Consider the following 25,888-nt stretch of genomic DNA (forward strand, 5'->3'; position numbering starts at 1 on the left):
AATGATGAAATTAATATTCCCAAAAATTTAATTCTTACACATAAACATGACCAAAATGAACAATTTTTAAAAATCAAGATGTTTTTCTAAAAAAATTATTAATTTTTTTTGAACAAAATGTTTGAATTTTTAAAAAACCATTAGTATAATAAAAAAAAGCTTAAGGAGTTGATTTCCATGGAAAAGAAATTACTTAATTCACCCCAACAGCCAAATGATTATACCGATTCTGAATTTGCCGAAATGTTTTTGAACCATGTTCTTGTCCAGTTCCAAAAGGAGAAGATCCTAAAGGAAATCGACCGAACACTTCAAGAAGGAAATAAAGAATTATTCCTTCAGTTAACGGATGAATTAAAGAAAATTTCTTAGTTGCAGGTAAACATTTGCCATTGGTTAATAAGAGACCCTATCCAGCTGGATAGGGTCTCTTGGACTTTTTATTTGGATTTCAACCAATTAAAAAGCCCGAACTTTTCATTAGCAGTCCGGGCTTTGCAATATTATAATACAATACTTTCTTGTGCTTTGTTTTTCTTCTTTTTCACTAATTCGACAATTTTCTTAAAAAACTTTAATGCTTGTTGAAAGACAGGACTTTGAATAAAAGTATAAACGAAAGTCACAATAAAGACCGGACCCCCTAATAAAAATCCGAGAACAAGCACGAGGCTTTCAACGATGACTCGTGCTTGGCTGACTGATAATCGGGTTCTATCCGAGAGGGATAGCATAAAACCATCCCGCGGCCCCGCTCCTATACCAGCGGCAACGTACATACCTCCGCCAATTCCGGTAATAATAATTCCGGCTAATAGGATGAGGTAATCAATCCAGGTATTTGTCGACTTTGGTAAGATATCCAACCAAAGAAAAAAATCCATGATCGGGCCGATGGATACAGCATTTAAAAATGTCCCAATATTAATGTAACGGCGGTCTACAAACAATGAAATGATAATCAGGACGAGGCCGCAAATTACTCCCCAGGTGCCAATTGATAGCCCAAAATGTTGATACAGCGCAACATTTAGAACCTCCCAAGGATGGAGTCCGAGATATTTTACGTTCACAGCAATGGCGTTGCCTAAACCAAAAAAAGTAAGACCAAGGAAAAATAAAACGTATTGGAACAGTCTCAACCTAAGCTACCCCCATAAACACAGCTGACTTATCTGAATTTTCAAACCTATTTACCTATCTTAATTTATCACTTTAAAATAATCAATGGTAAATTTGGTGCAATACTTATAGTTTAGTGAGTGATATAATCAGAAATATGGTAAAATATAAAATATTATTATTAGGAACCATTTGGTAAATATTTTTCGAATGCGGGGAAAAGATGATGAAAATCGATGTAGCAAAAAAGATTCAAAAATTGTCTTCAAGTATTTTTCAAGAAATTGTCGACCGTAAACTGGCAGCTATTCATAATGGTCTGGATGTTATTGATTTAAGTGTCGGCAGTCCTGATTTTCAACCACCGGAATTTGTGGTTGAAACGTTATCCGAATATGCAAAGGATCCAAGCAAATATGGTTATACATTAAGAGGTATACCCGAATTTTATGAGGCAGTAAGCTATTTTTATAAGCAACGGTATAACGTTGATCTAGATCCGTCAAAAGAAATCCTTCAGTTAATGGGCTCCCAAGACGGTCTGGCCCATTTAGCAATGGCCATTATTAATCCAGGGGATTATGTGTTAGTTCCAGACCCTGGCTACCCGATTTATGAAGCAAGTGTTACGATTGCCGGGGGCCAGGTTTATCCAATGCGATTATTGGAGGAAAATAACTTTTTGCCAAAACTTGATGAAATCCCCTTGGAAGTATTACAGAAAACCAAGATGATGATCATCAGCTATCCCGGAAATCCGGTAACTGCCCTTGCCAATCGTGAGTTTTTTGAAGAGGTAGTGGAATTTGCAAAGCTACATAATATTTTAGTCGTTCATGATTTTGCCTATTCTGAATTAATTTTTGACCATAACCCGCAGATTAGTTTTTTGTCGGTACCTGGTGCGAAGGAAGTCGGTATCGAATTTAACTCTTTGTCTAAAACCTTTAACATGGCAGGCTGTCGTATTGCTTATGTTAGCGGCAACGAGCAGGCGGTGGCAGCTTTAGCTTCGTTTAAATCACATATTGATTATGGGATTTTCTACCCAATACAAGCAGCTGCAGTAAAGGCGCTGACATCTGATTTCAGCTTCTTTAAATCTCAGGTAAGCGAGTATGAAAGACGGCGGGATGCCTTAATTGCTGGTTTGGAAAAAAGCGGTTGGCATGTCGCAAAATCTCCCGCAACTATGTTCGTTTGGGCGAAAATACCTGCTGGCTTTAGTTCGCGCAGATTTGCCTTTGAGCTGATTGACCGGGCGGGGGTGGCTGTAGTTCCGGGTGATGCCTTTGGCAAGTTGGGGGAAGGCTATGTTCGAATTGCTTTGGTACAGCCGCCAGAACGTCTCTCTGAAGCTGCTGAACGGATTCAGTCGTATTTAATGGAAGCGGTAATAACGAAGTAAAGATTTTCCTTCTAAAACTACGGGAACAATCATATATATGTTAAAAAGACCTTCACTTATTGGAAGGTCTTTTATCTTTGAAAAGGAAAGAGGTAAATTATGCCGAGCGGGAAACATCAAGTTGAAGTCGACTTACCAATCGAAGTGATTTGGGATTTCGTCAAGGATATGGACAATTGGGCGCCCCTTGTTCCCAACTACATCCATCATGAAAAACTAAACGAGCAACAGTCCACCTGGGAATTTAAAAGTGATCTTGGTTTGATCAGAAAGAAAATCAGTTTATTGATTGATATTAAAGAGTGGATTGAACCAACAAGGGTGAGTTTTGCATTAAAGGGCAAGAGTGAAAAATACTTCGGTCAAGGCTATTTTGAAGCTAAGGCAATTCATCTGAATCGAACGAGATTGACCGGCTATCTTGAAGTAAATGCAATTGGTAAAATGGGAAATGCCATCAATACCAAGCTGGAAACCGTTCTTCCAGAAGCAGTTACAGACATGGCCTTAGCGATTTGTGAAAAACTCGGGCAATTAAAAAGCGTATAGCTCATCCAATTTTAATAGCATGTGGGCATAAAAAAAGCGATGTTAATGCACATCGCTTTTTCCTTATGGCTGTTCACTCTGAGAAGCATTATCCTGAACCACTGGCTTGTTGGCACCATTTCCAGTTTGAGAATCAGGATCTTTACCGTTTTCATTTGGTTTAAGCAAATTTTTTAACAATGCCTCCATCTCTTTAAGCTCTTGTTCGCTTTTTGGTTCCAGTTCAACATTCCCGCCTTGATTAAATGTTAACTGAAATTGCGGCAGTGCTGCCTCACCGGTTGTAATCGAATGTGCCAGCAGTTTCACATTTTTAAGACCAATATTGCCATTTTCGGGCTTGTATGTGTCATTGTCGAAAGTAGCGTTGGTCACTTTTACTTTTAAACTTTTAAATTGAACATTACCTTCCGAACCTATATTGGTTGTGAGCGTACTTCCTCCGATTTGAACCAGTTTTTTTATTTTTAACCCTTCAGCTTTCAGATTGACGAAATTCATTTCCAACATTGGACGGTCTGTTTCGTTTATTGTTTCTCCAGTAACTAATTCAAGCCCCTGGATGGTACCTTCCATTCGACTTGCTTCAATAATGAACCCAATCACAACCGAATTAACAGCTAAACTATTTTTGGGCGGAATGACTAGCCAACTAAAGGCAAAAATGATAATAATAACGAATTTAATAGGATTTTTTTTCTGTTTCAAAGCTACCACCGTTTCTGCGTACTATGCTCTTTCAAGTATTATTGTTACAATTACAACTAGTGCCAATGATTATTCTAAAGATAATTCTTTTCCTGAGGCAACTTCCTTCTCGGCTTCCGGTTTTTGCTCCGGATGTTCTCCAGAATCAGCGCTCGCGATGACCGGTTTCCAGGCAATCTGCATTGCTCCCCCGACAATTCCTAGTAGGGTCCCAACAAGGAAACCGCCTAATGCTCCTAAAATCGATAAAACAGCGGAAAATATTGTAATAATCCCAAGCAAAGTCGATAACTTTGGGAAAATAAGGGCTAGAATGCCCATTAGTAACGGCAGTCCTCCTAATAGCAGGCCAACCACGACCATACTTCCGGGTACCGCAGCAATTTCATAAAGCTGTACCGGTACCGATAAAATGACAATCCCAGCTAAAATGGACAAGGTCGCCCCCCAGAAAGGGCGCCTTGCTCGCCAATTTTTAAACTTTTCGCGTTTTGAAGGGGTTGAGTTCATACAAATCATCCTTATATGATATACTTGATGCCGAAATTATTTGGCCGGTTCAAAGGAAACCTTCATTCCGTTAAGACTAACGGTTTTTTGGAAAAGATAGACTGTTTCCAGCACGCCATTAGTGAGTGTAATAGTATCGGCGGTTTGAGAAAAATGTTCAGCGGCGGCTCCAGCAAGGGTGGCAGGATTACTTAGATCACGGTCCCCAACGTATTTTTCTTTCATAGTCATCTCTGAAAATGAAGCATTACCATTTATTAGCGTTGCCTTTTGTTGAAGTCCGGTGATCTCAACCGGTTGACTAGCGGAAATAACCGCATTAATGCCAAGAAACGGGATTTTTTTGGTGATTTTTAAATTGGTAATCGTTGCTTTGTCAATTTCATTAACAGCAACAGGATTTTTTTCAGCCGTGGCACTTTCGGCAACACTGCCATACATTTTAAAACCTTTGCCTTCCATCTTATCAAAGCTGACGGTGAAGCCGCCTACTAATGGTAGACCTGCGGCCATTCCGGTAAGCCCGAAAGTTCCCAAGAGCGCCCCTAAAAATAAAAACCCTCCAAGCAAAGCAATGATGAGTTTTTTCTTGACTGTCTGTCCTCCGATGATCACTGATTCTGCTGTCATCCTTTGTCCTCCATTTCTTGATAATTTTGAATAGCGGTAGCCATTTTGGCAAATCACGAACTATTCGTCATAATTTTATGATAAATCAGAAAATAGGTTAACCCCTACATTTGTAGTGAAATTATCTTTAAAATAGGGAAATTTTAGGAGAACTCGTGCAAGATGAACGATAATTTGTGAAGAGAGCAGGAATTTTGCGGGATATTGGCGAATTAAGATTTCCATGAAATGACTACCAGTGAAAAGGAGGGAATCATCATATGTCTAAGTCACTGAATGCCCATTTAAACCATTTGCTAAATGATGCCGTTTCCCTGCTTAGTGACTATCAAGGGGATCTTTTACACGAATGGGAGTTAACCCTTCAATCGCTCAATAATACGAAAAAGAAAACCATTGCTGTATTTGAATTTGCCAGTGACTTTCTCGTGAACTTTTTAGATACTTTTCACAAAGGTAAAGCTGATATTCATGAATTGTTGAAGGAAATTCAGTCAAGATGGTTTGCTGTTTTTAAGCGGTCGCCAGAGCCGGAATCACTCATTTTTCATCTGAACTTATTAGAAAATTCAGTGCATAGGGTGTTGAAAAGAAGGATTAAATATTCCTCAAAATTACATCCTTCGGTCCATTATTTATTTTCGAAAATTAGTGAGGTCATGTTGTTTCAAACAGGGCTGGAGATGAAAAGCGCCTGGAAAGATGCCGTTATCCTTTTCAATGAATGGATTATTCGCTCGCAAAACTTTCAGGAATCTGTTGAAAATATTTGTTTCGGATTCGGTTATTTTTTGCCATTTGATCGGTGTGCTCTGTTTAAATTTGCAAATGAGGAAAGTGTCGGGGTTGGTTTATTTGGCCATCATTTAAATAATGACGAAATTCAAGCGATTGCTGAAAAAATTACCAATATTCCCGTCCTTAATGAAAGTATTGTGAAATTAAAATCCCAAGGGCATGAAATGAAAAATTTCCAGCCGATTTATATTCCGGATGCCAAACACGAGTTTCCTGAACAATATGTTAAAAAGTTTGAACTAACTTCTTTAATCATTGTCCCAGTCTATGTTCCAGAAGAAGGGAAAATTATTGGCGGAATTGTGTTAGACCAAGGACCGGGCAAATATTTTACGGTAGATACAAGCCTTTTCCCGGCATTGATGAAATTTGGCCAAAGCTCAGGGGAGTTATTACTAAGATTTATTGATGCGCGGATAAAAAAACAGGATAAATTCGAGGAAGCTATTAATCTAACACCGAGGGAAATTGAAATCATTAAACTGTTAGCGGAAGGCGCCTCCACTCAAGAAGCCGCCTCGAGGCTTTATTTAAGTGAATACACCGTTAGAGACTATATCTCAAATATCATGAAAAGATTAAAAGCGCAAAATCGCACAGAAGTGGCTGTCAAAGCGATCCGCATGGGAATTATCGAATAAGAAAACGAACTTAATAGGCGAAAAATTAATCCTGTAAAGCCCCAACAAGAAAGTTGGGTTTTTTATTTGTGATCGTCGCATGTTCATATTGAAAAGAAGGATGTTTATTGATGAAAGAAATGAAATATATGTAAGGTGCCTATACCATCTAATGTGAATCGAATACTCTAAAATAAGGTAATGTGCGGAGCAATGGGGAAGGGGGAAAAGACATGAATAAGCATACCGAGAGTTGCTTTTGTCACGATTTGCAGCAATTGTTGGAGGAGCAGGAAAAACTGTCATTGAAAGGTTTTCGCTTTGTTTGTGAATCAATCGGATATGATACGATACCGTTTATCATTTCCAATCAGGAATGTCGCTTTGAAGCTTTCGGGAGATCAGTAACCGGGAACTGTTTCATTACACCAGTATTTAGATTGGAGAAACTTGACATAAATCATTGCTGCGCAGTCCTTTCATTGCTTGAACCTGTAGATATCGATGGCTGTCCAATGGAATTTTGTGATGAAGTGTATTCACTAATCAAAACGCAAGAATGTATCATTGTCGATTTAAGCTGTTTTTGTGCTCTTGAACCATTGTCCCCCAAATTAGTCGATCGGCCCCTGCCAATTATCGAACCAAAATGAACAAATAATTTTGTGCAACGATCGGCTGATTTAATTTGAGAATCGGGATAATTGGGATAAGTGTCTATTGCACTTTTTTTCTTTCCTGAATAGGATATATAGACTTTAATAAAGGAGGTAATGGAAATGACTGCAGCAGGTGGATACGGAGCCGGTTTTGCCTTAATTGTTGTATTGTTCATTTTACTAATCATTGTAGGTACAGCTTTTGTTGGTGGCTTTTTCTATTAAAATATAAAAGGAGGAAATGACATGTTTGGTTATGGTGGATTTGGCGGTTGTGGTGGATTTGGTTATGGTGGTGGCTTTGGCTGGGGAGGCTACGGCGGTTTTACATTAATCGTCGTATTATTTATCCTCTTAATTATTGTAGGCGCAGCTTGCTACTATTAAGCGAACAAAACGGGGCCCGCTTGGCTAATCAAGCGGGCCTTGTTTTGTTCATATTTAAAACAATGCTTTCTACTTCGGAACCCTCTAATGTTTCTTTTTTAAATAATGCATCGACTAATTGTTGATACTGGACATGATAGGTTTTGATCAGATTTTCTGCTTTTTTCAAGCCTTCGGCAAACAATTCTTGCATTTTTGTCTCTTTGTCCTTGCTATTAAACGTTAAGGTAAAACCGTCTTGCAGCATGCCCGTATCAACCATTTGCTCAATGATCTGTTTAGCCTGCTGCACATCGCCGCTGACACCAATGCTATGTTCACCCAAGTGGATTCTCTCGGCAACACCGCCGGCTAAAATCATCGCGACACGATCAAGCAGGTCACTTGTCGTGGACAAATGAAGTTCGTTTGGAATTGGTGCCACATAGCCAAGTGCCTCACCCCGAGGAATGATCGTTGCTTTCCGAACAGAGCCTGGTTTTGTGATCGAGGCTACAAGTGCATGACCTGCTTCATGAATGGCAACACGATGTTTTGTTTCATAATCCTGCAAGGTTCGTGAGGCACTGCCGAGGATGGTCCTGTCTAAGGCATAATCGAGATCTTCCTTTTCAATGGTATCATGCCCATTTCGCAAAGCTCTTCGGCTCGCTGTTTCAAACAATGAATGCAGTTCAGCTCCGGAGAAACCTGAGGTGCTTTCGGCTAATTCATTTAAAGAGGCATAAACCGCGGGAGCCAAAGATTTTCCTTTTGTATGGATTTCAATAATTTCCCGTCTTCCCTTTGTATCAGGCAGCGGTACTTGAAAGCTAAAATCAATTCTTCCGGGGCGCAGAAATGCCTCATCGAGCATATCTTTTCGGTTTGTAGCCGCAATAAACAGAATCCCGTCATTGGAATGACCGCCATCAAGCTGAACTAATAGCTCGGTTAACGTCTTTTCTGCTTCTTCACCGCCATGAGCTTTTCTCTTTCCAGCAAGAGCATCGACCTCATCGATAAAAATAACTGCTGGTGTTTGCTTCCTTGCGGCTTGGAACAAAGACCGAACACGGCTCGCACCCACTCCGACAAAAAGTTCATTAAACGCGGAACCGCTGGCCGAAAAGAAGGCTGCATTTAGTTCATGAGCAATGGCTTGAGCCAGCAATGTTTTTCCAGTTCCCGGAGGGCCATATAAAAGAATTCCTTTCGGGGGCTTGATCCCTAATTTCATTGCCTGTTCCGGCTCTTTTAAAGTTGAAAGTGTCTGTAATATTTCTTCCTTCATTTCTTCACCGAGGCCGCCAACATCCTTTAAGCTGATGGCTGGCAGCGGGCTTGCTTTTGCAACACTATTTTTCATTGTATTGAGGCCAACGCTGCCCTTTCTTTTTTGTAAGACAAAGCCGGCACCGGCGAGAAGAACAAGGACACCAGCCAATGCCCATTTTCCATAACGGCTGCTTGTTGTGTAAGAGTAATCAATATTATATTTTTCTACTAATTTATTTACCATTTGGCTATTTGGGGGAATATGGGAGACATATTGTGACTTCCCAGTATCTATTTCAAGACTGCCATCTTCATGTTCTGTAAGAATTACTTTTTTCCCTTGCTGCTCTTGAATTACTTTTTCAACAGAGGAGAATGGAATGGAAATCTCATGATTTGTTGATTGAATCGCCCAAATGGTTCCTGAAACTACTATGATAAACGCGACAAAAAGCGGAATAAACTTGGAGATTACTATTTTGCTTCGATTCAATAGGATCATCCTCCATCTCAAAGTCTTCTCCTATTATAAAACAATTTCCAGAAAAATAGGCATGGTAATCACTGGAAGATGAGAACAAAAACACCTATCTTTTTCAAGATAGGTGACGAATTTTTAGGAGAGCATCCGTAAATGCGGGATGATCGGCGCTAGCACACTTTGTGCCAAAACACCAATGCTTACATCAACACATGCGGCCTTCTTCCATTTAAAAACATGAACCTTGCCATTTTTTGCCTCATACAAAAAAGCGAATTGATCGGCCTCTTCGACAATCCCAATTTTTTTATAAGGCACCTTATTTTGTTCAAGGACAATTTCAAATGCCTTTTGTAATAAATTTAGCGTTGCTTGGTCAAGTTTATCAATATCCATCAAATTCCTCCGAGAAATTTCAGTTTAGTTCCATATACTACTATTATATTCTTTTCTGTATAAGGATAAAAGAAAGAATCCTGAACATTCAATGAGATATTGCAAAGTTACCATTTGCGAGATAAGATAAAAATTATGGAAAAAATTTATTGCTGTTTAAAGAGAGGAAACCATAAATGGAAAACGATTTTATAAAAGAAGTATTATCGCGCCGGACGTTTGCAATTATTTCTCACCCGGATGCCGGTAAAACGACACTGACAGAAAAGCTGCTGCTTTTTGGTGGTGCTATTCGCGATGCCGGAACAGTAAAGGCTAAAAAGACGGGCAAATTTGCTACGAGTGACTGGATGGAAATTGAAAAGCAAAGAGGAATTTCCGTCACATCCAGCGTGATGCAGTTTAAATATAATGGATTTCAAGTGAATATCCTTGATACTCCCGGACACCAAGACTTCAGTGAAGACACGTACCGAACGCTAATGGCTGTTGATAGTGCCGTGATGATTATCGATTCGGCCAAAGGGATTGAGGAACAGACAATAAAATTATTTAAAGTTTGCCGGATGCGCGGAATTCCCATTTTTACTTTTATCAACAAGCTGGATCGTCAAGGAAAACCGCCGCTCGAACTCTTGGCTGAATTAGAAGAAGTCCTGGGAATTGAATCATATCCAATGAATTGGCCGATCGGTATGGGCAAAGAGTTTCTGGGAATTTATGACCGCTATTATCATCGGGTTGAACAGTTCCGGGGCAGCGAGGAAGAACGCTTTATTCCGTTAAATGAAGCGGGTGAAATAGAGGGAGAGCATAAGCTGAAATCAACTGGTCTTTATGATCAAACCCTTGAAGAAATTATGCTTTTAAATGAAGCAGGAAATGAATTTTCCGAAGAACGGGTGGCAAATGGGACGTTGACTCCTGTTTTCTTTGGCAGCGCCTTAACGGCTTTTGGAGTCCAAACATTTCTAGAGACTTATTTGCGCTTCGCCCCTTCACCGAAAGCTAGAAATTCCTCTATTGGAGAAATTGACCCGCTTTCAGACGAGTTTTCCGGCTTTGTGTTTAAAATTCAGGCCAACATGAATCCAGCACACCGTGACCGAATCGCTTTTGTCCGCATTTGTTCCGGCAAATTTGAACGGGGGATGACCGTTAATATTCCCCGCCTAGGGAAGCAGCTAAAGTTGTCGCAATCAACGGCTTTTATGGCGGAAGAACGCAGCACTATAGAAGAAGCAGTCAGTGGAGATATCATTGGCTTATATGATACCGGAACCTATCAGATTGGTGATACCCTGACAACTGGAAAAAACGATTTTCAGTTTGAAAAATTACCACAGTTTACGCCGGAACTATTTGTAAGAGTCTCAGCCAAAAATGTTATGAAACAAAAATCGTTTTACAAAGGGATTGAGCAGCTCGTTCAGGAAGGAGCAATCCAGCTGTATAAAACAGTCAAGACAGACGAATATTTATTAGGTGCTGTTGGCCAGTTGCAATTTGAAGTATTTGAGCACCGGATGAAAAATGAATACAATGCCGAGGTTCTAATGGAACGCTTGGGGTCGAAAATTGCCCGTTGGATTGAAAACGACGTGGTTGATGAAAATCTGTCAAGCTCCAGAAGCTTATTAGTAAAAGATCGTTATGATCATTATGTATTTTTATTTGAAAATGATTTCGCACTTAGATGGTTTCAAGATAAGAATCCTAATATTAAACTGTATAATCCAATGGATCAACATGATTAAGGCGGGGAATGTCCCTGCCTTTTTATATGAAAAAAATTTTTTGCTTGCAACCCCCCAGAAATGAAACAAGCAAACGTACCGTTTAGTGACAAGCAGCTAGCTTACCTCCGCAAAATGACCGAAACGTATGATATAATTGGTCGAATAGAGGTGAGCATATGCTAGGTTTATTGTTTATGGCCAAGAAAAAAAAGCTGACTTTAGAAGAAACTGTAGCCTTAATTCAACAAGGAAACTCTTCTCTTCTTAACGAGCTGATCGATGCATATAAACCATTTATCGCTAAGACTGTTTCTTCTGTGTGTAAACGATATATATATGAGACCGATGATGAATTTAGCATAGGGCTTATTGCATTTCATGAGGCGATTGAAAAATACTCGCCGGAACGGGGAAGTTCCCTGTTAAGTTTTGCCGAAGTTATCATTAAAAGAAGAATAATCGACTATATTCGTAAACAAACAAAGAACCAACATTTAAGTATGGACTTAATGAACCACCCCAACGAGGAGGATTCTCCCGGAGATGTAATTGTAAATGAGCTATCTCTGGAGGATTATCATAAAAAGAATGATGAGCAATTAAGAAAAGAAGAGATTATCCGGTTTCAAGGCTTATTGGTGGATTTTGACCTTAATCTCAGTGATTTATTGGAGAATTCCCCGAAGCATGCCGATGCTAGAAAAAATGCCATTTTAGTAGCAAAAACATTAGTGGAAGACCAAGAATTAAAATGGTTATTGCTCGAAAAAAAGCGTCTGCCGATTAAGCAATTAGAAAAAAAGGTTAGTGTAAGCCGTAAAACAATTGAACGGAATCGTAAATACATCATTGCGATTGCACTAATTTTATCCGGTGATTTTATCTATATGAAGGATTATTTAAAGGGGGTGTTGGAAACTTGAAAAAAGGAATTGTCATGCACATAGACGATGCTTTTCTAATCCTTTTGACCCCCGAAGGAGAGTTTTTGCGGGCCAGGAAGCTGGAGCAAACCTATACCCTTGGCGAGGAAATTTATTTTTATCCAATCGCAAATACTGATAAAAATCCGTTTTTAAAGCGTTTGAATCAATTTGTCAAACTGAAGCCAATGTGGCTTGCAGCCATTGCCCTTATTATCATTTTAGGATCTTTATTACCCATGTTTCAAGCTGACAAAGCATATGCTTATTTGTCCATTGACGTAAATCCCAGCATTGAGCTTGGCGTAAACGTAAAAATGCAAGTTATTGAACTAAAGGGCTTTAATCCGGAAGGGAAAAAGGTGGTTGCCCAGCTAAAAAATTGGAAGAAGCATAGTGCTGCTGAAGTAACAAAAGTTCTGTTAATAAACATGCAAAAAAAGGGTTTATTGGAGAACCATAAACATGTCATTTTCTCAACTGTTCGGATTGAAAAAATGGAGGAAGAGGCGGAAAAAAAGCTTCAAAAAAATATTTCTGAGATTAAAGATGCCATTTATTCTCAGCACCTGGAACTGACTGTTCTCTCTTGTACAAAAAAAGAACTAAAAAAAGCTCACGAGCTAGGGGTAACAGCTGGGAAATACCAGGCTAATTATCGTAATGAAAAGGATAAGGCAAAATCAAATGAGCAACGAAATAATCGAAAAAATGGAGGGAAGATTCAGCGCGATTTCCAGGAAACCCAGCGGCCAGGACCAATCAAGAAACAAGCTATGGATGCAAACGGTGATCATAAAGGCAAAATTGTGTTAAACAATAAGGCTGAAAAGAAGCTGCCGCCAGGACAATTAAAAAAGGCCGACAAAACGCGATTCAACAGTCCTATACAAAAACAGCAAAAGGTGGCACAGAGCGGACAATCAAAAAAATATTCCAATCAAAAAAGTAAGAAGAACAAAAATTCCCCTGCAAAAAAAGATAAACAAAGAAAAAATCACCCAAAAAGTAAAGTAAAACAGTGGGAGCCAGCGAAAAGTAACGGAAAAAAACAACAGCATTCAAAAAATAACTCGAAACAGCCAGTTCAGCATAAAAACAAGAAGAAGCAAAAGGAGCATCGCCAAAGCAATCCAAAGCACCCCAGTGTAAAGCAGCCCAATCATCCAAAAAATAAAACGAAGCCAAATGATCGTTCAAAACATCATGGCAAACAAGTTCATTCAAAAAACAAAAGCCATCGGCAACAGAAAAATAAGTCCGGCAGTAACCGGACTTTTTCCATGTTTATTTGTGTTTAGCGGTTGTGTTGTCCTGACAGCTGGGATTGGGCTTGCTGTACTAATCGTTTCGTAATTTCTCCGCCTACCGAACCATTGGCTCTGGAAACCGTATCGGAACCTAATTGAACCCCAAATTCTTGGGCTATTTCATATTTAATCTGGTCCAAGTATTGTTCAATGCCTGGTACCAATAATTTATTGCTGCTATTAGCCATCTTCGTTCAACTCCTTTTCATTCAGAGAATGGTTATCTCTGTATACATATTATTGATTGGTTGTGCCCTTTTCATTAATGGAAATGTTTTTCGAAGTTGGATATTTAGTCCGTCCCCTTACTGACATCTATTGTCGGGTGCATAAACGGAACAGCCTGAGGCTTTCGTTTGCTTTCTAATAATTCATGATTTTCGGTTGTATTCCAGCCGATATCATTTGTGGGATGAACCCATTCGTCCCCTGACATAATCGCCGGATCCGTCTCAACTGTCCAATTTTCAAGTGGCGAATTGGCCGACGAATAGTGGCTGTCACCAATGATTACTCCATGTTGATTGACAAAGGGAGCCTCCATTTTGATGCCTGTTCCTTTGAAACTCGGGGCGTTAATTTGATGTGGCAATGTTTCGTCGATACTTAATGGTATCTCAAGCTGAGTCTCTTTCTTCTTTTTCACCTACGTCACCTCTTTTTCGGTTATTTTTCTCCAGTACTTCTTTTTTATGAATGAAAAATTAGCCAACGCATATAAACTGGATTTTATCCTACAATATAAATGTAATTTCATTAAGAAAGGGGAGCAGCTTCAATGGCTAAGCGAAAGGCAGAGTTTAATGCAGTAGAAAAATACACAAAAACCCCTCGGAAAAATATTCAAGAAAGTGAATTTTCGGCTGAATTTACCGACAATAATAACGCGATTCGGTTTCAAAATCGCAATTCTAAGCAGGGGAAAAAGGGGAGAAGTGACAATGAAGGGACGTCGAAAAGCTCCGCCACGTATACCGATTGAAGAATTTTCGATAGAATACGGTGATGTGAATAATAAACCTCTAGCGGAAAATAAGAGGCGGACTAAAAAGGAAAAAAGGTTCAGAGAAAATAAGCCGGAGTAATTCTCCGGCCTATAGTATGTTTATTGACGAGAAAATGTCTGTCCGTTCCTTTGCGGGGTCAAAGTAAGCTAACAAACATGAAGGCTGTTTAGCAATTTCACCGGTGGATAAAAATTTCTCTAAATCAAATGATATTTTCTCCAGCATTGTGTGCTTATATAGCTCTTTTTCTTCCAGCCGAAGATTTGTGAAGTTTTGCCCCAATTTCTCCGGAGATTGAGCAATCTGTTTATATATAGCTGCCCTGTCATCCTTATTAAATGTTGGGGTCCACCATGGTTTTCTTGGTTTGTATTTGTGATTTCTTAAATAATCGTACTTCATTAATCCCTCAACAATCTCTAATTGCTCAATTCCCTTCATTTCAAGGAAAGAATGAAGCCGCCGGTATAAGTCCTCCAGCTGATGGCCAATTCTCGACCAGCCTTGTTGATCCCAATAGGAACCAAATTCCTGAAAAAAGTCAAATGGTGTCAAAAAAACATTTGAAACTATGTATTCAATGGTCGTATCCATTCTGTGGTCATTCCAATATTTCTCCAGCACATCTTCAACTTGTTTAATCCGCACAATATCATCAAAGGAAAGGACTTTATTACTTAAAATTTCGTAAGGTGAATGATCCATAAATACATACTGATGTTCAGCAGCATTAATCCTAAGACCAGTCCCCCGCAGCATTTTAAGAAACCCCAATTGTAACTCTTCCGGGCGCATTTCAAACACATCGTTAAACGTTTTCCGAAAAGATGAATAGTCTTCTTCCGGCAGTCCGGCAATTAAATCAAGGTGCTGGTCAATTTTTTTCCCTTCTTTCACCATGGTGACGGTTCGTTTTAGTTTTTCGTAATTTTGCTTGCGTTTAACAAGTTCATTTGTGTAATCATTTGTGGATTGTACCCCAATTTCAAAACGGAACAATCCCTCCGGCGCCTCCTGATTAAGAAATTCAATCACTTCCGGCCGCATAATATCGGCTGTAATTTCAAATTGAAAAACTGTGCCGGGTAGATGTTCATCAATGAGAAAGCGGAACATTTCCATTGCATAGCTTCTGCTAATATTAAAGGTACGGTCAACAAACTTAATCGTTCTTGCCCCGTTAGCCATCAGGTAGCGAATATCGTTCTTGATTTTTTCCCTATCAAAATAGCGGACGCCCACTTCGATTGACGAGAGACAAAACTGACAGGTAAACGGGCAGCCGCGGCTTGTTTCAATATATGTAACCCGTTTTGCTAAATGCGGAAGATCTTCTGGAAAACGGTAAGGAGATGGAAGCTCCTTTAAGTCAAGTTTCTGTCCAGGTGAAGTAACAGTAATTTGTCCCGCTTTACGATAGGCAATCCCCGGAACCTGATCGAATTCTTGCGTTGTTGCGATTTCCATCAGCAGGCGTTTAAAGGTCTGTTCCCCTTCACCAATGACAATAAAGTCGACATCGGCATTCGTTTCCATCCACCATACAGTATCATAGGTCACTTCCGGTCCCCCCAGGACAATAGAAATGGAGGGGTTAATTTTTTTTAGCATATTAACGACTTTTAATGTTTCTTCGATGTTCCAAATATAGCAGCTGAAGCCGATCACATCAGGATTTTGCTGATAGAGATCAGAAACAATGTTCAAAACCGGATCTTTAATCGTGTATTCTTTGAGGTGGATGTCAAATTGTGGGGCTGCGTAGGCTTTTAAGTAGCGAATGGCAAGATTCGTATGGATATACTTGGCATTTAAGGTTGCACAGATCACATTCATAGAAAAGCTCCTTTGTCATGATTCAAACCATTTAGATTATAGCTCATTTTGATGAGAAAAGACAAAAACACATCTGTTATAGTGTAAATCAATCTGTTATAATACAATGATTTTTCTGTTCCATAATAATTGTAAGCGTATAAAATCAATAAAACAAAGCTTTTTCAAAGGATTAAACAAAGTGTTTTAAAAAAATCTCATAAGTGTTTGATTTTTGTCACAGATTTATAAAATAAAATGTCTTAGAATAATATTTGAACAAATTTCAAACTTTTTTTAGAAGTTTTTTGAACGAAAGTGGGGGAGATGTGATTATGTCAATTTTGCCGAAAAAAAATGAGCTTGGATTTTTTGAAATTCGCCTAGAGTCTATCGGTGGGCTTGGGGCAAATTTGGCCGGAAAGATGCTTGCAGAGGCAGGGGTATTAAGTCTAGGTTTAAAGGGATCCAATTTCTCATCATATGGCTCGGAGAAAAAAGGCTCTCCGGTAAAAAGTTTTATCCGTTTTTGTGATCCGGATGTTGAAATTCGTGATCACAGCCCAATTGAACAGCCTCATATTGTTGGTGTTTTTCATGAAGCTTTATACCGCACCGTTGATGTGGTCAGCGGCTTGAATGCCGATGGGATTGTTCTCGTTAATACGACAAGAGATTTTGACGAAGTAAGAAAAGATTTGCGTCTCGAATATGGCACTTTAGCAATCGTTGATGCTTTAGGGATTGCCGTTGAGGAAAAAACGAAAGTTAATACGGCAATGCTTGGAGCGCTTTATCGGATTTGTGATTTTCTCGATCCTGAGTCAATGAGAGATGTAATTCGAAAAACCTTCACAAAAAAATACCCACATTTAGTGGAACCAAATATTCGCACATTTGACCGTGGTTATCATGAAGTTCAATTTAAAACTTACTCTGTTCCTGAAGGAGCCGTGGGAAAAGCCTTTTCTCGTCCTAAGCCGTTGCTTGGTTATGAGACCCAGGAGCTTGGCGGTGTGATTACGGCGCAGGCTAACAGTATTTTAAAAGATTTAAGCGGATCACGGCAAGGCTTTATGCCGGAATTTAAACAAGAAAAATGTATTAACTGTGCTGCCTGTGACAATGTCTGCCCGGATTTTTGCTTTGTTTGGGAAGAGGGCGAGGACAAGAAAGGCCGAAAACAAATGTTTCTTAAAGGAATTGATTATCAATACTGTAAAGGCTGCTTAAAATGTGTCGAAGCATGCCCAACCGATGCGCTTAGTGATCTGCGTGAAATACTCGGTTATGCGGATGAACATCGAGTTAAGCAAAACTTTCCATATGTAGCAGGGGGGAGTTACTAATGGCAATTTTGGAAGATCAATTAACGACAAAAGGGGCAGCTGAACAGATTTCAACCTTTGAATCAGGGAATGAAATGGCAGCGATGGCGGCAGCCCAAATTAATTATCATATCATGGGATATTTCCCAATCACTCCTTCAACTGAAGTGGCACAATACTTGGATCAAATGAAAGCGCGAGGCGAACATGATATTAAGCTGATTCCGGCCGATGGCGAGCATGGATCAGCAGGGATTTGCTACGGTGCTGCCGCAACTGGTGCACGTGTTATTAATGCGACAAGCGCAAATGGTTTCTTATACATGATTGAACAGCTGCCTGTTCAGTCTGGTACCCGTTTCCCAATGGTATTAAACCTTGTAACTCGTGCAGTCAGCGGTCCGCTTGATATCAGGGGCGACCACTCAGACCTTTATTATGGCTTAAATACCGGGTGGGTGATTTTAACTGCAAGAACGCCGCAGGCCGTATATGATATGAATATCATGGCGCTTAAAGTGGCAGAACATTCCAAAGTCCGCCTTCCAGTCATCGTGGCTTATGACGGGTTCTGGACATCACACCAAAAACGCCGTGTTGAATACTTCAAGGACCGCCGCGTCGTTCAAGAGTTTGTTGGCGAACCGCAAATTGAGGGTTACAATTTTATCAGAGATCTGAAAAAACCAGTTACGATCGGTGCTCATATGCTCGGCGATGATATTATTAACAATCACTTCCAGCAATCAGAAGCGATTTACAATGCGAAAGAGGTTTTTGAAGAAGTTGCTGCCGAATATGCCAAGCTTTCCGGCAGAGAATATAACGTATTAGACTTGTATAAAATGGAAGATGCCGAAGTGGCCTTATTCTTATTAAACTCTGCGGCTGAGTCAGCTAAGGATGTTGTTGATCAGCTCCGTGCCAAAGGGATTAAGGCTGGCGTTATCAGTCCAAATATGATTCGTCCATTCCCGGCAAAGGAAATCCGTGAAGCCCTAAAGAATGTTAAAGCATTGCTTGTTGGGGAACGTGCCGACTCTTACGGTGCGCAAGGGGCAAATTTAACCCATGAGGTGAAATCTGCACTTCAGGAAGATTATCATAATAAAACAATCGTGTTAAGCCGTGTCTTTGGTTTGGGTGGCAAAGACTTTTACGAAACTGATGCCAAGGCTTTCTTTGATATGGCGATTGACGCAATGGAAAAAGGTTATGCCGAAAAACCATTCGATTATTTTGGCCATGTTCCCGGTGATCCGGAAAAAGCACTTAAGCCTGTAATTGAACCACAGTATGGTGATGTCTATAAATCAGGGTTAATTGAAGTTAAAATGGATGAAGCAACCAATAAATTAAAGGTTAAAATTCCGCCGCTTCGTGCTTTAACCGGGAAGCCAAAACGGATTGCTTCCGGGCACGGCGCATGCCCAGGCTGTGGTATCTTTGCCGGCCTTGAATTATTCTTTAAAGGAATCGAAGGCGATATCGTCACATTGTTCCAAACAGGCTGTGCCTATGTAACAACAACAGGGTATCCCAATACATCCCACAAGCAAACGATGATGCATAATTTGTTCCAAAATGGTGCGGCCACATTATCCGGTACGGTTGAAGCATTTATGGAACTAAAACGCCGCGGAGAAATTCAGGTCTCCGATGACGCTACCTTTGTGATGGTAACCGGAGACGGCGGTATGGACATTGGGATGGGATCAGCGATTGGAACAGCGCTGCGTGGACATAAATTGATCATGCTGGAATATGATAATGAAGGCTATATGAATACCGGGTCGCAAATGTCTTATTCCACACCGATTGGCCATATGACAAGCACTTCAGGCGTTGGCAAAGCCCAGCGCGGTAAAGCTTTCCATCATAAAGACACAGCCCAAATTATGGCAGCAACCAATATACCATATGTATTTACCGGTTCCGAAGCATTTCCGCAGGATTTAGTTAAAAAAGGTGCTAAAGCACAATGGTATGCGCAAAATGTTGGAACGGTGTATGGAAAAATCTTGATAACATGTCCATTAAACTGGAAATCTGATGATCGTTATGGGACAAAAATTGTTGAAGCTGCTGTTAATTCTTGTTTCTTCCCGCTGTATGAAATAGAGCAAGGTGTAACGACAATTACCTACAATCCGGAAGACAAAAATAAACGAATTCCTCTCACGGAATGGCTAAAATATATGGGTAAAACGAAACACCTTCTAAAAGAAGAAAACAAGCAATTATTAGAGGAATTCGAGCAAGAAGTTGAGAAAAGATGGCAGCGCCTTAAAGCAAAACACGAAAACCCATTACTGTAAACCTTATTGAAACGCAAAGCTGATTATTGCTTTGCGTTTTTGTTTATACATGAAAAATAAGAAAAATGCGCTTGTGAAAAAATGCCAGCAACGAAAAGGAATTTTCTCGCTATATGTAGAATATACGTAATATTATTGCTTGACATGGATAAAGTGGGGTGGAAATGGGTGAAAAGATGTGATGCTCATGAGCATACAATACTTCAAGGTGTCGATACGAAGCGGAATAAAAAATGGTATTTGAAAGGGGATCAACAAAGATACAAACGAGTCTTTGAATATTCAATGGATGGCCTTATTCTATGGGATCATCAGGGGAGAATTGTCGACATAAATCTTGCTGGGGAGAAACTTTTTTGTCTTTCGAAAAACCAGTTAATTGGGAAATTTGTCTATGAACCCTTTATAAAACAAGAACATTTAATACAGGAGATTATCTATCATATCGAAAAAACGCTGAAGGATCACTTTTACACCTCAACGTTTGTGATCGAAGGTAAGGATGGAAATAATAGATATATTGAGTGCAATTCAACCATTAACATAACAGACGGGTTAAATTTTACTGTTTTTAAGGAAATTACCGACAAAATCGAGATGCAGGAACAACTCCTAAAATCAGAAACCTTGAATGTAATCGGTGAACTTGCGGCAGGAATAGCCCATGAAATAAAGAATCCAATGACTGCTTTAAAAGGCTTTATCCAATTGCTTGAAGGCAGTATTAAGGCAAATCATGAGATGTATTATCAAGTAATAACCACGGAACTCGAGCGTATTGAATCGATTATTAATGAATTTTTGCTGTTAGCCAAGCCTCAGTCAATTAAATTTCAAGAAAAAGATATCAATCAAATTATGCAGGAGACAGTTGGTTTACTATACGCCCATGCCGTCCTTCATAACGTACAGATTGATATTACATATGAAGAAGGGCCGATACTGGCTTTCTGCGAGCCCAACCAATTGAAAAAAGTGTTTATCAATTTAATTAAAAATGCAATTGAAGTTATGCCGAATGGCGGAACCATCTCGATTACCGTTAAAAGAATTGAAAATAATCAAATCTATATTTCGATCAAGGATGAGGGGAGCGGAATCGCTAAGGAAAAACTTAGTAAACTTGGTCAACCGTTCTATACAACGAAAGAAAAGGGAACAGGACTTGGTTTAATGGTGAGCTATAAAATTATTGAAGAACATAATGGAACAATAGTAATCGAAAGTGAAGAAGGAAAGGGCAGTATTTTTCATATTAAATTCCCACTAGATCCAACTAACGAAAAAAGCGGACGTTAAAAATTAACCTTTAGAAAAACAATAGTGTCTTGTACGGGTTCTAAGGAAGAGGTGCTGAGGGCATCTCTTTTTTTGATAGTTAATGTCGAAAAAAACATAAAATAGCTTAAAGAATTTGTCGAAAAACGAAAGAAATAGAATGTTTTGTCTGCTTTTGCGAAGCTATTTACTTTTAGAAAAAATCTGTCATAATTCTTCAAGTAATCTAATTTTTTGCGAATACAAAAGGAAAAAAAGAGGTAGGGATTAAATTGTATAGATATAGTAATAGTCAAGCAGAAATGATCGAAGAGATAAAGGTGAAAAGAGAACTAATGATTAAAAGTGCCAATACCTTTGGATTTACCAGTGACGAAACGATCAAATACAGCCAAGAACTGGATGAATTAATCAATAAATATCATAGGATGATGGGACAAGCTGCAGAACCAGATGAAGAAGTAAAATTTGCGATTAAAAAATCCATTATGATTTGGCCAAAAGCACTAGTATGATTGAATGTACCATTAATGTTTTTCAGAAAGATGTATTGAACGAACGCATACAATTTATCCGCGAGATCTATGCAGTAGTCAGGCCTTCGTAATAGATTCTTAGTCATTACCCATTATGAAGGCCTTGTCAATTGCATAGCAAATTTCCCCTTTAGTTGACCTCAAAATACATAATATATCGAAATTACTACTCTTCTAAAATTTTATCGATAATTTTTTATATTATTGTGATTTTTATCATTGTTTATATCTTGATATTTTCTATATTTAAAATAGGAGAATTTTAGCATATTACGAAGCAATTTTTGCTTACAACATTAAAACGGCTGACATTGTTTATAAGGAGGTAATGCCTTTTCCCGGATGAAATAAAAAGAAATCTCTTTCCAGTGGTATATGCTTTTATAGCGACTCATATATCGTTAATAAAAGCTTTTTTAAACCTAATTAAGCAAACGCTTACACCTATTTATCTCTTAGAGGGAGGGAAGTTTATGCACATCGTCGTATGTGTCAAACAAGTACCGGATACAAAAATCATCAAAATTAATCCTAAAACAAACACACTTGACCGCCGCAGTGCTCCAGCCATCTTGAATCCTTACGATGCTCATGCCGTTCAAGAGGCAGTAAAAATTAAGAGGAAAACCGGTGGTACGATTACGGTACTGTCAATGGGACCGCCACAGGCAACTGCCGTCATTAAGAAAAGTATTGAGATTGGGGCTGACCGCGGGGTGTTATTAACCGACCGTGCCTTTGCAGGTGCCGATACTCTCGCAACAAGTTATGCCTTATCGAAAGCGCTGGAACGGATTAATATGGATCTGCCAATTGATCTGGTCATTTGCGGTAAGCATGCTATTGATGGTGATACAGGACAAGTTGGACCGGGCATTGCGCGGCGCATGGATATTCCACCGATTACAAGCGTTATTGAAGTAACAGAAGTTAATCAAGAGGAAAAAACGGTTTTAATTAAAAGAAAATTAACCAGTGGTTATGAACTCATACAGTCTGAGATGCCCTGCCTGTTAACCGTTGAAAAGGAAATAAATGATATTGAATATTCCCCCATGCCGAATATGATAAAAGCAGCAAGGTACGAACCGATTATCTGGTCGGTTAATGACTTGGAAAATGTCGACCGCACTCAGCTTGGACTGAAAGGCTCACCAACCATTGTAGGTAAAATGTTTACACCTCCACGTCCTGAAGGCGGCAAAAAACTGGAAGGATCTGTATCTGAACAAGTAAGTCAGTTAATGGAAATCTTGATGGAGAAAAAAGACTTATTTACGTTAACGTCATCAAGGTAAAAGGTTAGTTTAGAAAAAGCCATGTTTTTTAGGAGGAGTATACGTGAATTTAGACGATTACCGTGGAGTCTGGGTATTCATCGAACAAAATGATGGTAAGATTGAAGGGGTCTCATTTGAATTGCTTGGTGCCGGCAGAAAGCTTGCCGATAAATTAGATGTTCCCTTAGCCGGCTTTTTGCTTGGAGACGGGATCAAATCATTGGCTAACCAGACAATAGCTTATGGGGCTGATCAAGTATATGTTATCGATCATCCGGTATTAAAACATTATCGGACTGAATCGTATATGAAAGGTGTCATTTACCTTGCGCAAACCTACAAGCCGGAAATCATTCTTTATGGGGCAACGCCAAATGGGAAGGACTTGGCAAGTGCTGTTGCCACCGATTTAAGCACCGGTTTAACAGCCGATACGACAATGCTCGATGCCGATGTCGAAAAACGGCTGCTTGAGGCCAGCAGACCAGCATTTGGCGGAAATATCATGGCCACCATTCTATGCAAAAAGCACCGCCCACAAATGGCGACTGTCAGACCGAAAGTGATGAAAGCATTAGCGCCCGATTATGAAAGATCCGGTCAAGTCATTGAAGAGAAAATCTCACTGAAAGAAGAAGAAATGCGGACAAAAGTACTACAAATTGTGAATGACGTAACAAAAAAGACGAATTTAGCGGATGCCCATGTCATTGTTTGCGGTGGAAAAGGAATGGGCGATTTGCAAAACTTTCAGCTCATTCATGAATTGGCGGAAACCATTGGGGCCAGTGTTGGCGGTACACGCGATGTTGTTGAGGCCGGATGGCTGCCGCATGAACAGCAAATTGGTCAAACCGGGGAAACCGTAACACCTAAAATCTATTTTGCGATTGGTGTATCGGGAGCGATTCAGCACGTTGTCGGGATGAAAAACTCTGAATTGATTATCGCAATTAATAAGGATCCTAATGCACCGATTTTTGATGTTGCCACATATGGAATTGTTGGAGATGCGATGGAGATTGTTCCTCAATTAATTGCACAATTTAAAAGCTTGAGGACGGAAAAAGGCGGTGAAGTAAGCTATGCCTGAAAAATTTGATGTAATCGTTGTTGGCGCAGGACCGGCCGGTACAGCATGTGCACTTACCTGTGCACGGAATGGCTTAAATGTCTTGCTCATTGAAAGAGGAGAATACCCAGGGGCTAAAAACGTAATGGGCGGGGTATTATACCGCCAGCAATTGGAAGACCTGATACCGGAATTTTGGAAAGAAGCGCCGCTGGAAAGACCGGTGATTGAACAACGTTTCTGGATGATGGATAAAGAATCAGTCATTTCGTTTGGGTATAAAGGACTTGAGTGGGCTGTAGAGCCATATAATAATTTTACTGTTTTACGGGCGAAATTTGATCAATGGTTTGCTCAAAAGGCTGTAGAGGCGGGTGCGCTGCTCATAAATGAAACGGTTGTCACAGAATGTCTGGTTGAAAACGGCAAGGTTGTCGGCGTACGCACGGACCGGCCAGATGGTGAGGTGTTTGCTGATGTTGTCGTTCTCGCTGATGGCGTAAACTCTCTGTTATCCAAGCAATTAGGGTTTCATAAAGAATTTCGCCCGGATGAAGTAGCCCTGACGGTCATGGAAGTGATCAATCTGCCAAAGGACAAAATCAATGATCGCTTTAACTTGGAAGATAATCAAGGGTGTACGATCGAAATATTCGGTGACTCCACAAAAGGGAACCTGGGAACCGCTTTTCTTTATACCAATAAAGAAAGTCTCAATATCGGTGTGGGAACAACGCTATCAAGTATGATTAAAGCAAAGCTAAAACCTTATGAATTGCTGGACTATTTGAAAAATCATCCGATGGTAAAGCCATTGGTTGCAGGCGGAGAATCGGCTGAGTACCTAGCCCACTTAATTCCGGAAGGTGGATTGCGCTCTGTTCCGAAAGTGGCCGGAAATGGTGTGGTCGTCGTCGGAGATGCGGCACAACTGGTAAATGCGATCCATCGTGAAGGTTCGAACATGGCAATGCATTCCGGACTATTAGCCGCTGAGGCGGTAATCGAAGCGAAAAAACGTGGAGACTTTAGTGAGACCAGTTTAAACAGTTATCGAGAAGCACTATATAATAGTTTTATTATTAAAGATTTAGAGAAATATAAGGATGCCGCTCATACGTTTGAAAAGTACCCGCAATATTTTAAAGAGTACTTACCAATGATGAATCGGGCTGCCAGCAAATTCTTCACGGTTGACGGGACACCAAAACGCGATAAACAAAAGGAAATTATTAAGAGTGTGACAGCGGAAAGAGGAACTTTAAGGGTAATACAAGATCTTTATCGCGCGTGGAAGGCGGTGAAATAAATGTCAACGAAGAATATTGAAGAAAAACAGTATCTTCTACGATTCAAGTGTGATACGAAGTCTCATTTAACTGTACTTGATCATGACATTTGCATGACTAAATGCCCAGATAAAATTTGTACCATCTTTTGTCCTGCTGAAGTTTATAAATGGGAAGGTACGCGGATGCAGGTCGGCTATGAAGGCTGCCACGAATGCGGCAGCTGTCGGATCGGCTGTCCATACCAGAACATTAAATGGGAATATCCCAAGGGTGGACATGGAATCGTGTTCCGGTTGGCATAATGCTAGTTTTTATCTACTCATTTGCTTATCAAAGAACTCGTCAAAATGACGAGTTCTTTATTTTAGGTGTGCTTTGTTTAAATTTTCATAAATAGTTCAAATACCCATTCAATGATTGAAATTGCCATATGTTAAAATTAATTTGGCCTATCTATGTCTTGAT

Annotated in this window: 28 protein-coding genes; 19 read left to right on the forward strand and 9 right to left on the reverse strand. The window is 39.8% G+C overall.

Going from position 1 to position 25,888, the window contains the following annotated elements; translation table 11 throughout:
- Positions 1 to 177: 177 nt before the first annotated feature.
- Positions 178 to 372 (forward strand): IDEAL domain-containing protein, encoded by a 195-nt coding sequence (locus tag JK635_RS09505; RefSeq protein ID WP_202653716.1) that lies wholly within the window; start codon positions 178 to 180, stop codon positions 370 to 372.
- Positions 373 to 503: 131 nt separating this feature from the next.
- Here the strand turns inward: JK635_RS09505 and JK635_RS09510 are convergent, their stop codons facing one another.
- Positions 504 to 1,142 (reverse strand): YczE/YyaS/YitT family protein, encoded by a 639-nt coding sequence (locus tag JK635_RS09510; RefSeq protein ID WP_202653717.1) that lies wholly within the window; start codon positions 1,140 to 1,142, stop codon positions 504 to 506.
- A 203-nt stretch (positions 1,143 to 1,345) separates the two neighbouring features.
- Between JK635_RS09510 and JK635_RS09515 the strand changes: the two genes are divergently transcribed.
- Together JK635_RS09515 and JK635_RS09520 are read left to right on the forward strand one after the other, a co-directional pair.
- On the forward strand, positions 1,346 to 2,530 hold the full coding sequence (locus tag JK635_RS09515) for an LL-diaminopimelate aminotransferase (RefSeq protein WP_306792929.1): 1,185 nt from the start codon (positions 1,346 to 1,348) through the stop codon (positions 2,528 to 2,530).
- A 99-nt stretch (positions 2,531 to 2,629) separates the two neighbouring features.
- On the forward strand, positions 2,630 to 3,079 hold the full coding sequence (locus tag JK635_RS09520; RefSeq protein WP_202653718.1) for an SRPBCC family protein: 450 nt from the start codon (positions 2,630 to 2,632) through the stop codon (positions 3,077 to 3,079).
- A gap of 63 nt (positions 3,080 to 3,142) precedes the next feature.
- On the opposite strand, the gene JK635_RS09525 is transcribed toward JK635_RS09520, so the two are convergent.
- The 3 genes from JK635_RS09525 to JK635_RS09535 form a co-directional block, all read right to left on the reverse strand.
- On the reverse strand, positions 3,143 to 3,787 hold the full coding sequence (locus tag JK635_RS09525; protein WP_202653719.1) for a hypothetical protein: 645 nt from the start codon (positions 3,785 to 3,787) through the stop codon (positions 3,143 to 3,145).
- Between the two features lie 69 nt (positions 3,788 to 3,856).
- A complete protein-coding gene (locus JK635_RS09530; RefSeq protein ID WP_306792930.1) occupies positions 3,857 to 4,306 on the reverse strand; it encodes a DUF6114 domain-containing protein in 450 nt (149 codons plus the stop codon).
- Positions 4,307 to 4,333: 27 nt separating this feature from the next.
- Entirely contained in the window at positions 4,334 to 4,927 is a 594-nt protein-coding gene (locus tag JK635_RS09535) for a DUF6230 family protein (protein WP_202653721.1), read from the reverse strand.
- A gap of 260 nt (positions 4,928 to 5,187) precedes the next feature.
- Between JK635_RS09535 and JK635_RS09540 the strand changes: the two genes are divergently transcribed.
- The 4 genes from JK635_RS09540 to JK635_RS09555 all read left to right on the forward strand — a co-directional run bounded on the left by JK635_RS09540 (position 5,188) and on the right by JK635_RS09555 (position 7,391).
- A complete protein-coding gene (locus JK635_RS09540; protein ID WP_202653722.1) occupies positions 5,188 to 6,366 on the forward strand; it encodes a response regulator transcription factor in 1,179 nt (392 codons plus the stop codon).
- A 212-nt stretch (positions 6,367 to 6,578) separates the two neighbouring features.
- Positions 6,579 to 6,998, forward strand: coding sequence for a CotY/CotZ family spore coat protein (locus tag JK635_RS09545; RefSeq protein ID WP_202653723.1), 420 nt, complete (start codon positions 6,579 to 6,581; stop codon positions 6,996 to 6,998).
- Between the two features lie 126 nt (positions 6,999 to 7,124).
- Complete coding sequence (locus JK635_RS09550) at positions 7,125 to 7,229, forward strand: YjcZ family sporulation protein (RefSeq protein WP_202653724.1); 105 nt, start codon at positions 7,125 to 7,127, stop codon at positions 7,227 to 7,229.
- A 21-nt stretch (positions 7,230 to 7,250) separates the two neighbouring features.
- Positions 7,251 to 7,391 (forward strand): YjcZ family sporulation protein, encoded by a 141-nt coding sequence (locus JK635_RS09555; protein ID WP_202653725.1) that lies wholly within the window; start codon positions 7,251 to 7,253, stop codon positions 7,389 to 7,391.
- 28 nt (positions 7,392 to 7,419) lie between these two features.
- On the opposite strand, the gene JK635_RS09560 is transcribed toward JK635_RS09555, so the two are convergent.
- Positions 7,420 to 9,141, reverse strand: a complete 1,722-nt coding sequence (locus JK635_RS09560; RefSeq protein WP_438803827.1) for an AAA family ATPase — start codon at positions 9,139 to 9,141, stop codon at positions 7,420 to 7,422.
- Positions 9,142 to 9,264: 123 nt separating this feature from the next.
- Entirely contained in the window at positions 9,265 to 9,525 is a 261-nt protein-coding gene (locus JK635_RS09565) for a hypothetical protein (RefSeq protein ID WP_202653726.1), read from the reverse strand.
- Between the two features lie 176 nt (positions 9,526 to 9,701).
- Between JK635_RS09565 and JK635_RS09570 the strand changes: the two genes are divergently transcribed.
- From JK635_RS09570 to JK635_RS09580, 3 genes are all read left to right on the forward strand, one after another.
- Entirely contained in the window at positions 9,702 to 11,282 is a 1,581-nt protein-coding gene (locus JK635_RS09570; protein WP_202653727.1) for a peptide chain release factor 3, read from the forward strand.
- A 158-nt stretch (positions 11,283 to 11,440) separates the two neighbouring features.
- A complete protein-coding gene (gene sigI, locus JK635_RS09575) occupies positions 11,441 to 12,187 on the forward strand; it encodes an RNA polymerase sigma factor SigI (protein ID WP_202653728.1) in 747 nt (248 codons plus the stop codon).
- On the forward strand, positions 12,184 to 13,488 hold the full coding sequence (locus tag JK635_RS09580; protein ID WP_202653729.1) for an anti-sigma factor domain-containing protein: 1,305 nt from the start codon (positions 12,184 to 12,186) through the stop codon (positions 13,486 to 13,488). Before sigI ends, JK635_RS09580 begins: the two co-directional genes overlap by 4 nt.
- On the opposite strand, the gene JK635_RS09585 is transcribed toward JK635_RS09580, so the two are convergent.
- Together JK635_RS09585 and JK635_RS09590 are read right to left on the reverse strand one after the other, a co-directional pair.
- The gene (locus JK635_RS09585) at positions 13,485 to 13,685 is read right to left on the reverse strand and encodes an alpha/beta-type small acid-soluble spore protein (RefSeq protein ID WP_202653730.1); all 201 of its coding nucleotides are present in this window, start codon (positions 13,683 to 13,685) and stop codon (positions 13,485 to 13,487) included. The genes JK635_RS09580 and JK635_RS09585 overlap by 4 nt on opposite strands.
- Before the next feature lie 104 nt (positions 13,686 to 13,789).
- Positions 13,790 to 14,143, reverse strand: a complete 354-nt coding sequence (locus JK635_RS09590) for a DUF3905 domain-containing protein (RefSeq protein ID WP_202653731.1) — start codon at positions 14,141 to 14,143, stop codon at positions 13,790 to 13,792.
- A gap of 132 nt (positions 14,144 to 14,275) precedes the next feature.
- On the opposite strand from JK635_RS09590, the gene ykzP reads away from it, so the two are divergent.
- Positions 14,276 to 14,479: a protein YkzP gene (ykzP, locus tag JK635_RS09595; protein WP_202653732.1), complete on the forward strand. Its 204-nt coding sequence runs from the start codon at positions 14,276 to 14,278 to the stop codon at positions 14,477 to 14,479.
- A gap of 112 nt (positions 14,480 to 14,591) precedes the next feature.
- On the opposite strand, the gene JK635_RS09600 is transcribed toward ykzP, so the two are convergent.
- Positions 14,592 to 16,340 (reverse strand): B12-binding domain-containing radical SAM protein, encoded by a 1,749-nt coding sequence (locus JK635_RS09600; protein WP_202653733.1) that lies wholly within the window; start codon positions 16,338 to 16,340, stop codon positions 14,592 to 14,594.
- A gap of 314 nt (positions 16,341 to 16,654) precedes the next feature.
- On the opposite strand from JK635_RS09600, the gene JK635_RS09605 reads away from it, so the two are divergent.
- The 8 genes from JK635_RS09605 (at position 16,655) to JK635_RS09640 (ending at position 25,725) form a co-directional block, all read left to right on the forward strand.
- Positions 16,655 to 17,668, forward strand: a complete 1,014-nt coding sequence (locus JK635_RS09605; RefSeq protein ID WP_202653734.1) for a 2-oxoacid:acceptor oxidoreductase family protein — start codon at positions 16,655 to 16,657, stop codon at positions 17,666 to 17,668.
- The gene (locus JK635_RS09610) at positions 17,668 to 19,965 is read left to right on the forward strand and encodes a transketolase C-terminal domain-containing protein (protein ID WP_202653735.1); all 2,298 of its coding nucleotides are present in this window, start codon (positions 17,668 to 17,670) and stop codon (positions 19,963 to 19,965) included. Before JK635_RS09605 ends, JK635_RS09610 begins: the two co-directional genes overlap by 1 nt.
- 168 nt (positions 19,966 to 20,133) lie before the next feature.
- Positions 20,134 to 21,264 carry an ATP-binding protein gene (locus JK635_RS09615; protein ID WP_308078918.1) on the forward strand — a complete coding sequence of 377 codons (1,131 nt, stop codon included), beginning with the start codon at positions 20,134 to 20,136 and terminating at the stop codon, positions 21,262 to 21,264.
- A gap of 251 nt (positions 21,265 to 21,515) precedes the next feature.
- On the forward strand, positions 21,516 to 21,758 hold the full coding sequence (locus JK635_RS09620) for an aspartyl-phosphate phosphatase Spo0E family protein (RefSeq protein WP_202653737.1): 243 nt from the start codon (positions 21,516 to 21,518) through the stop codon (positions 21,756 to 21,758).
- Between the two features lie 494 nt (positions 21,759 to 22,252).
- Positions 22,253 to 23,077: an electron transfer flavoprotein subunit beta/FixA family protein gene (locus JK635_RS09625; protein WP_202653738.1), complete on the forward strand. Its 825-nt coding sequence runs from the start codon at positions 22,253 to 22,255 to the stop codon at positions 23,075 to 23,077.
- Between the two features lie 43 nt (positions 23,078 to 23,120).
- Positions 23,121 to 24,152, forward strand: coding sequence for an electron transfer flavoprotein subunit alpha/FixB family protein (locus tag JK635_RS09630; RefSeq protein WP_202653739.1), 1,032 nt, complete (start codon positions 23,121 to 23,123; stop codon positions 24,150 to 24,152).
- Positions 24,145 to 25,440: an FAD-dependent oxidoreductase gene (locus JK635_RS09635; RefSeq protein ID WP_202653740.1), complete on the forward strand. Its 1,296-nt coding sequence runs from the start codon at positions 24,145 to 24,147 to the stop codon at positions 25,438 to 25,440. The genes JK635_RS09630 and JK635_RS09635 overlap by 8 nt, the downstream gene beginning before the upstream one ends.
- Positions 25,441 to 25,725, forward strand: coding sequence for a ferredoxin family protein (locus JK635_RS09640; protein ID WP_202653741.1), 285 nt, complete (start codon positions 25,441 to 25,443; stop codon positions 25,723 to 25,725). It begins immediately after the preceding gene.
- Positions 25,726 to 25,888: the final 163 nt, after the last annotated feature.

The organism is Neobacillus paridis (genome assembly GCF_016765675.1).
In the GTDB taxonomy this organism is placed as follows: domain Bacteria; phylum Bacillota; class Bacilli; order Bacillales; family Cytobacillaceae; genus Neobacillus; species Neobacillus paridis.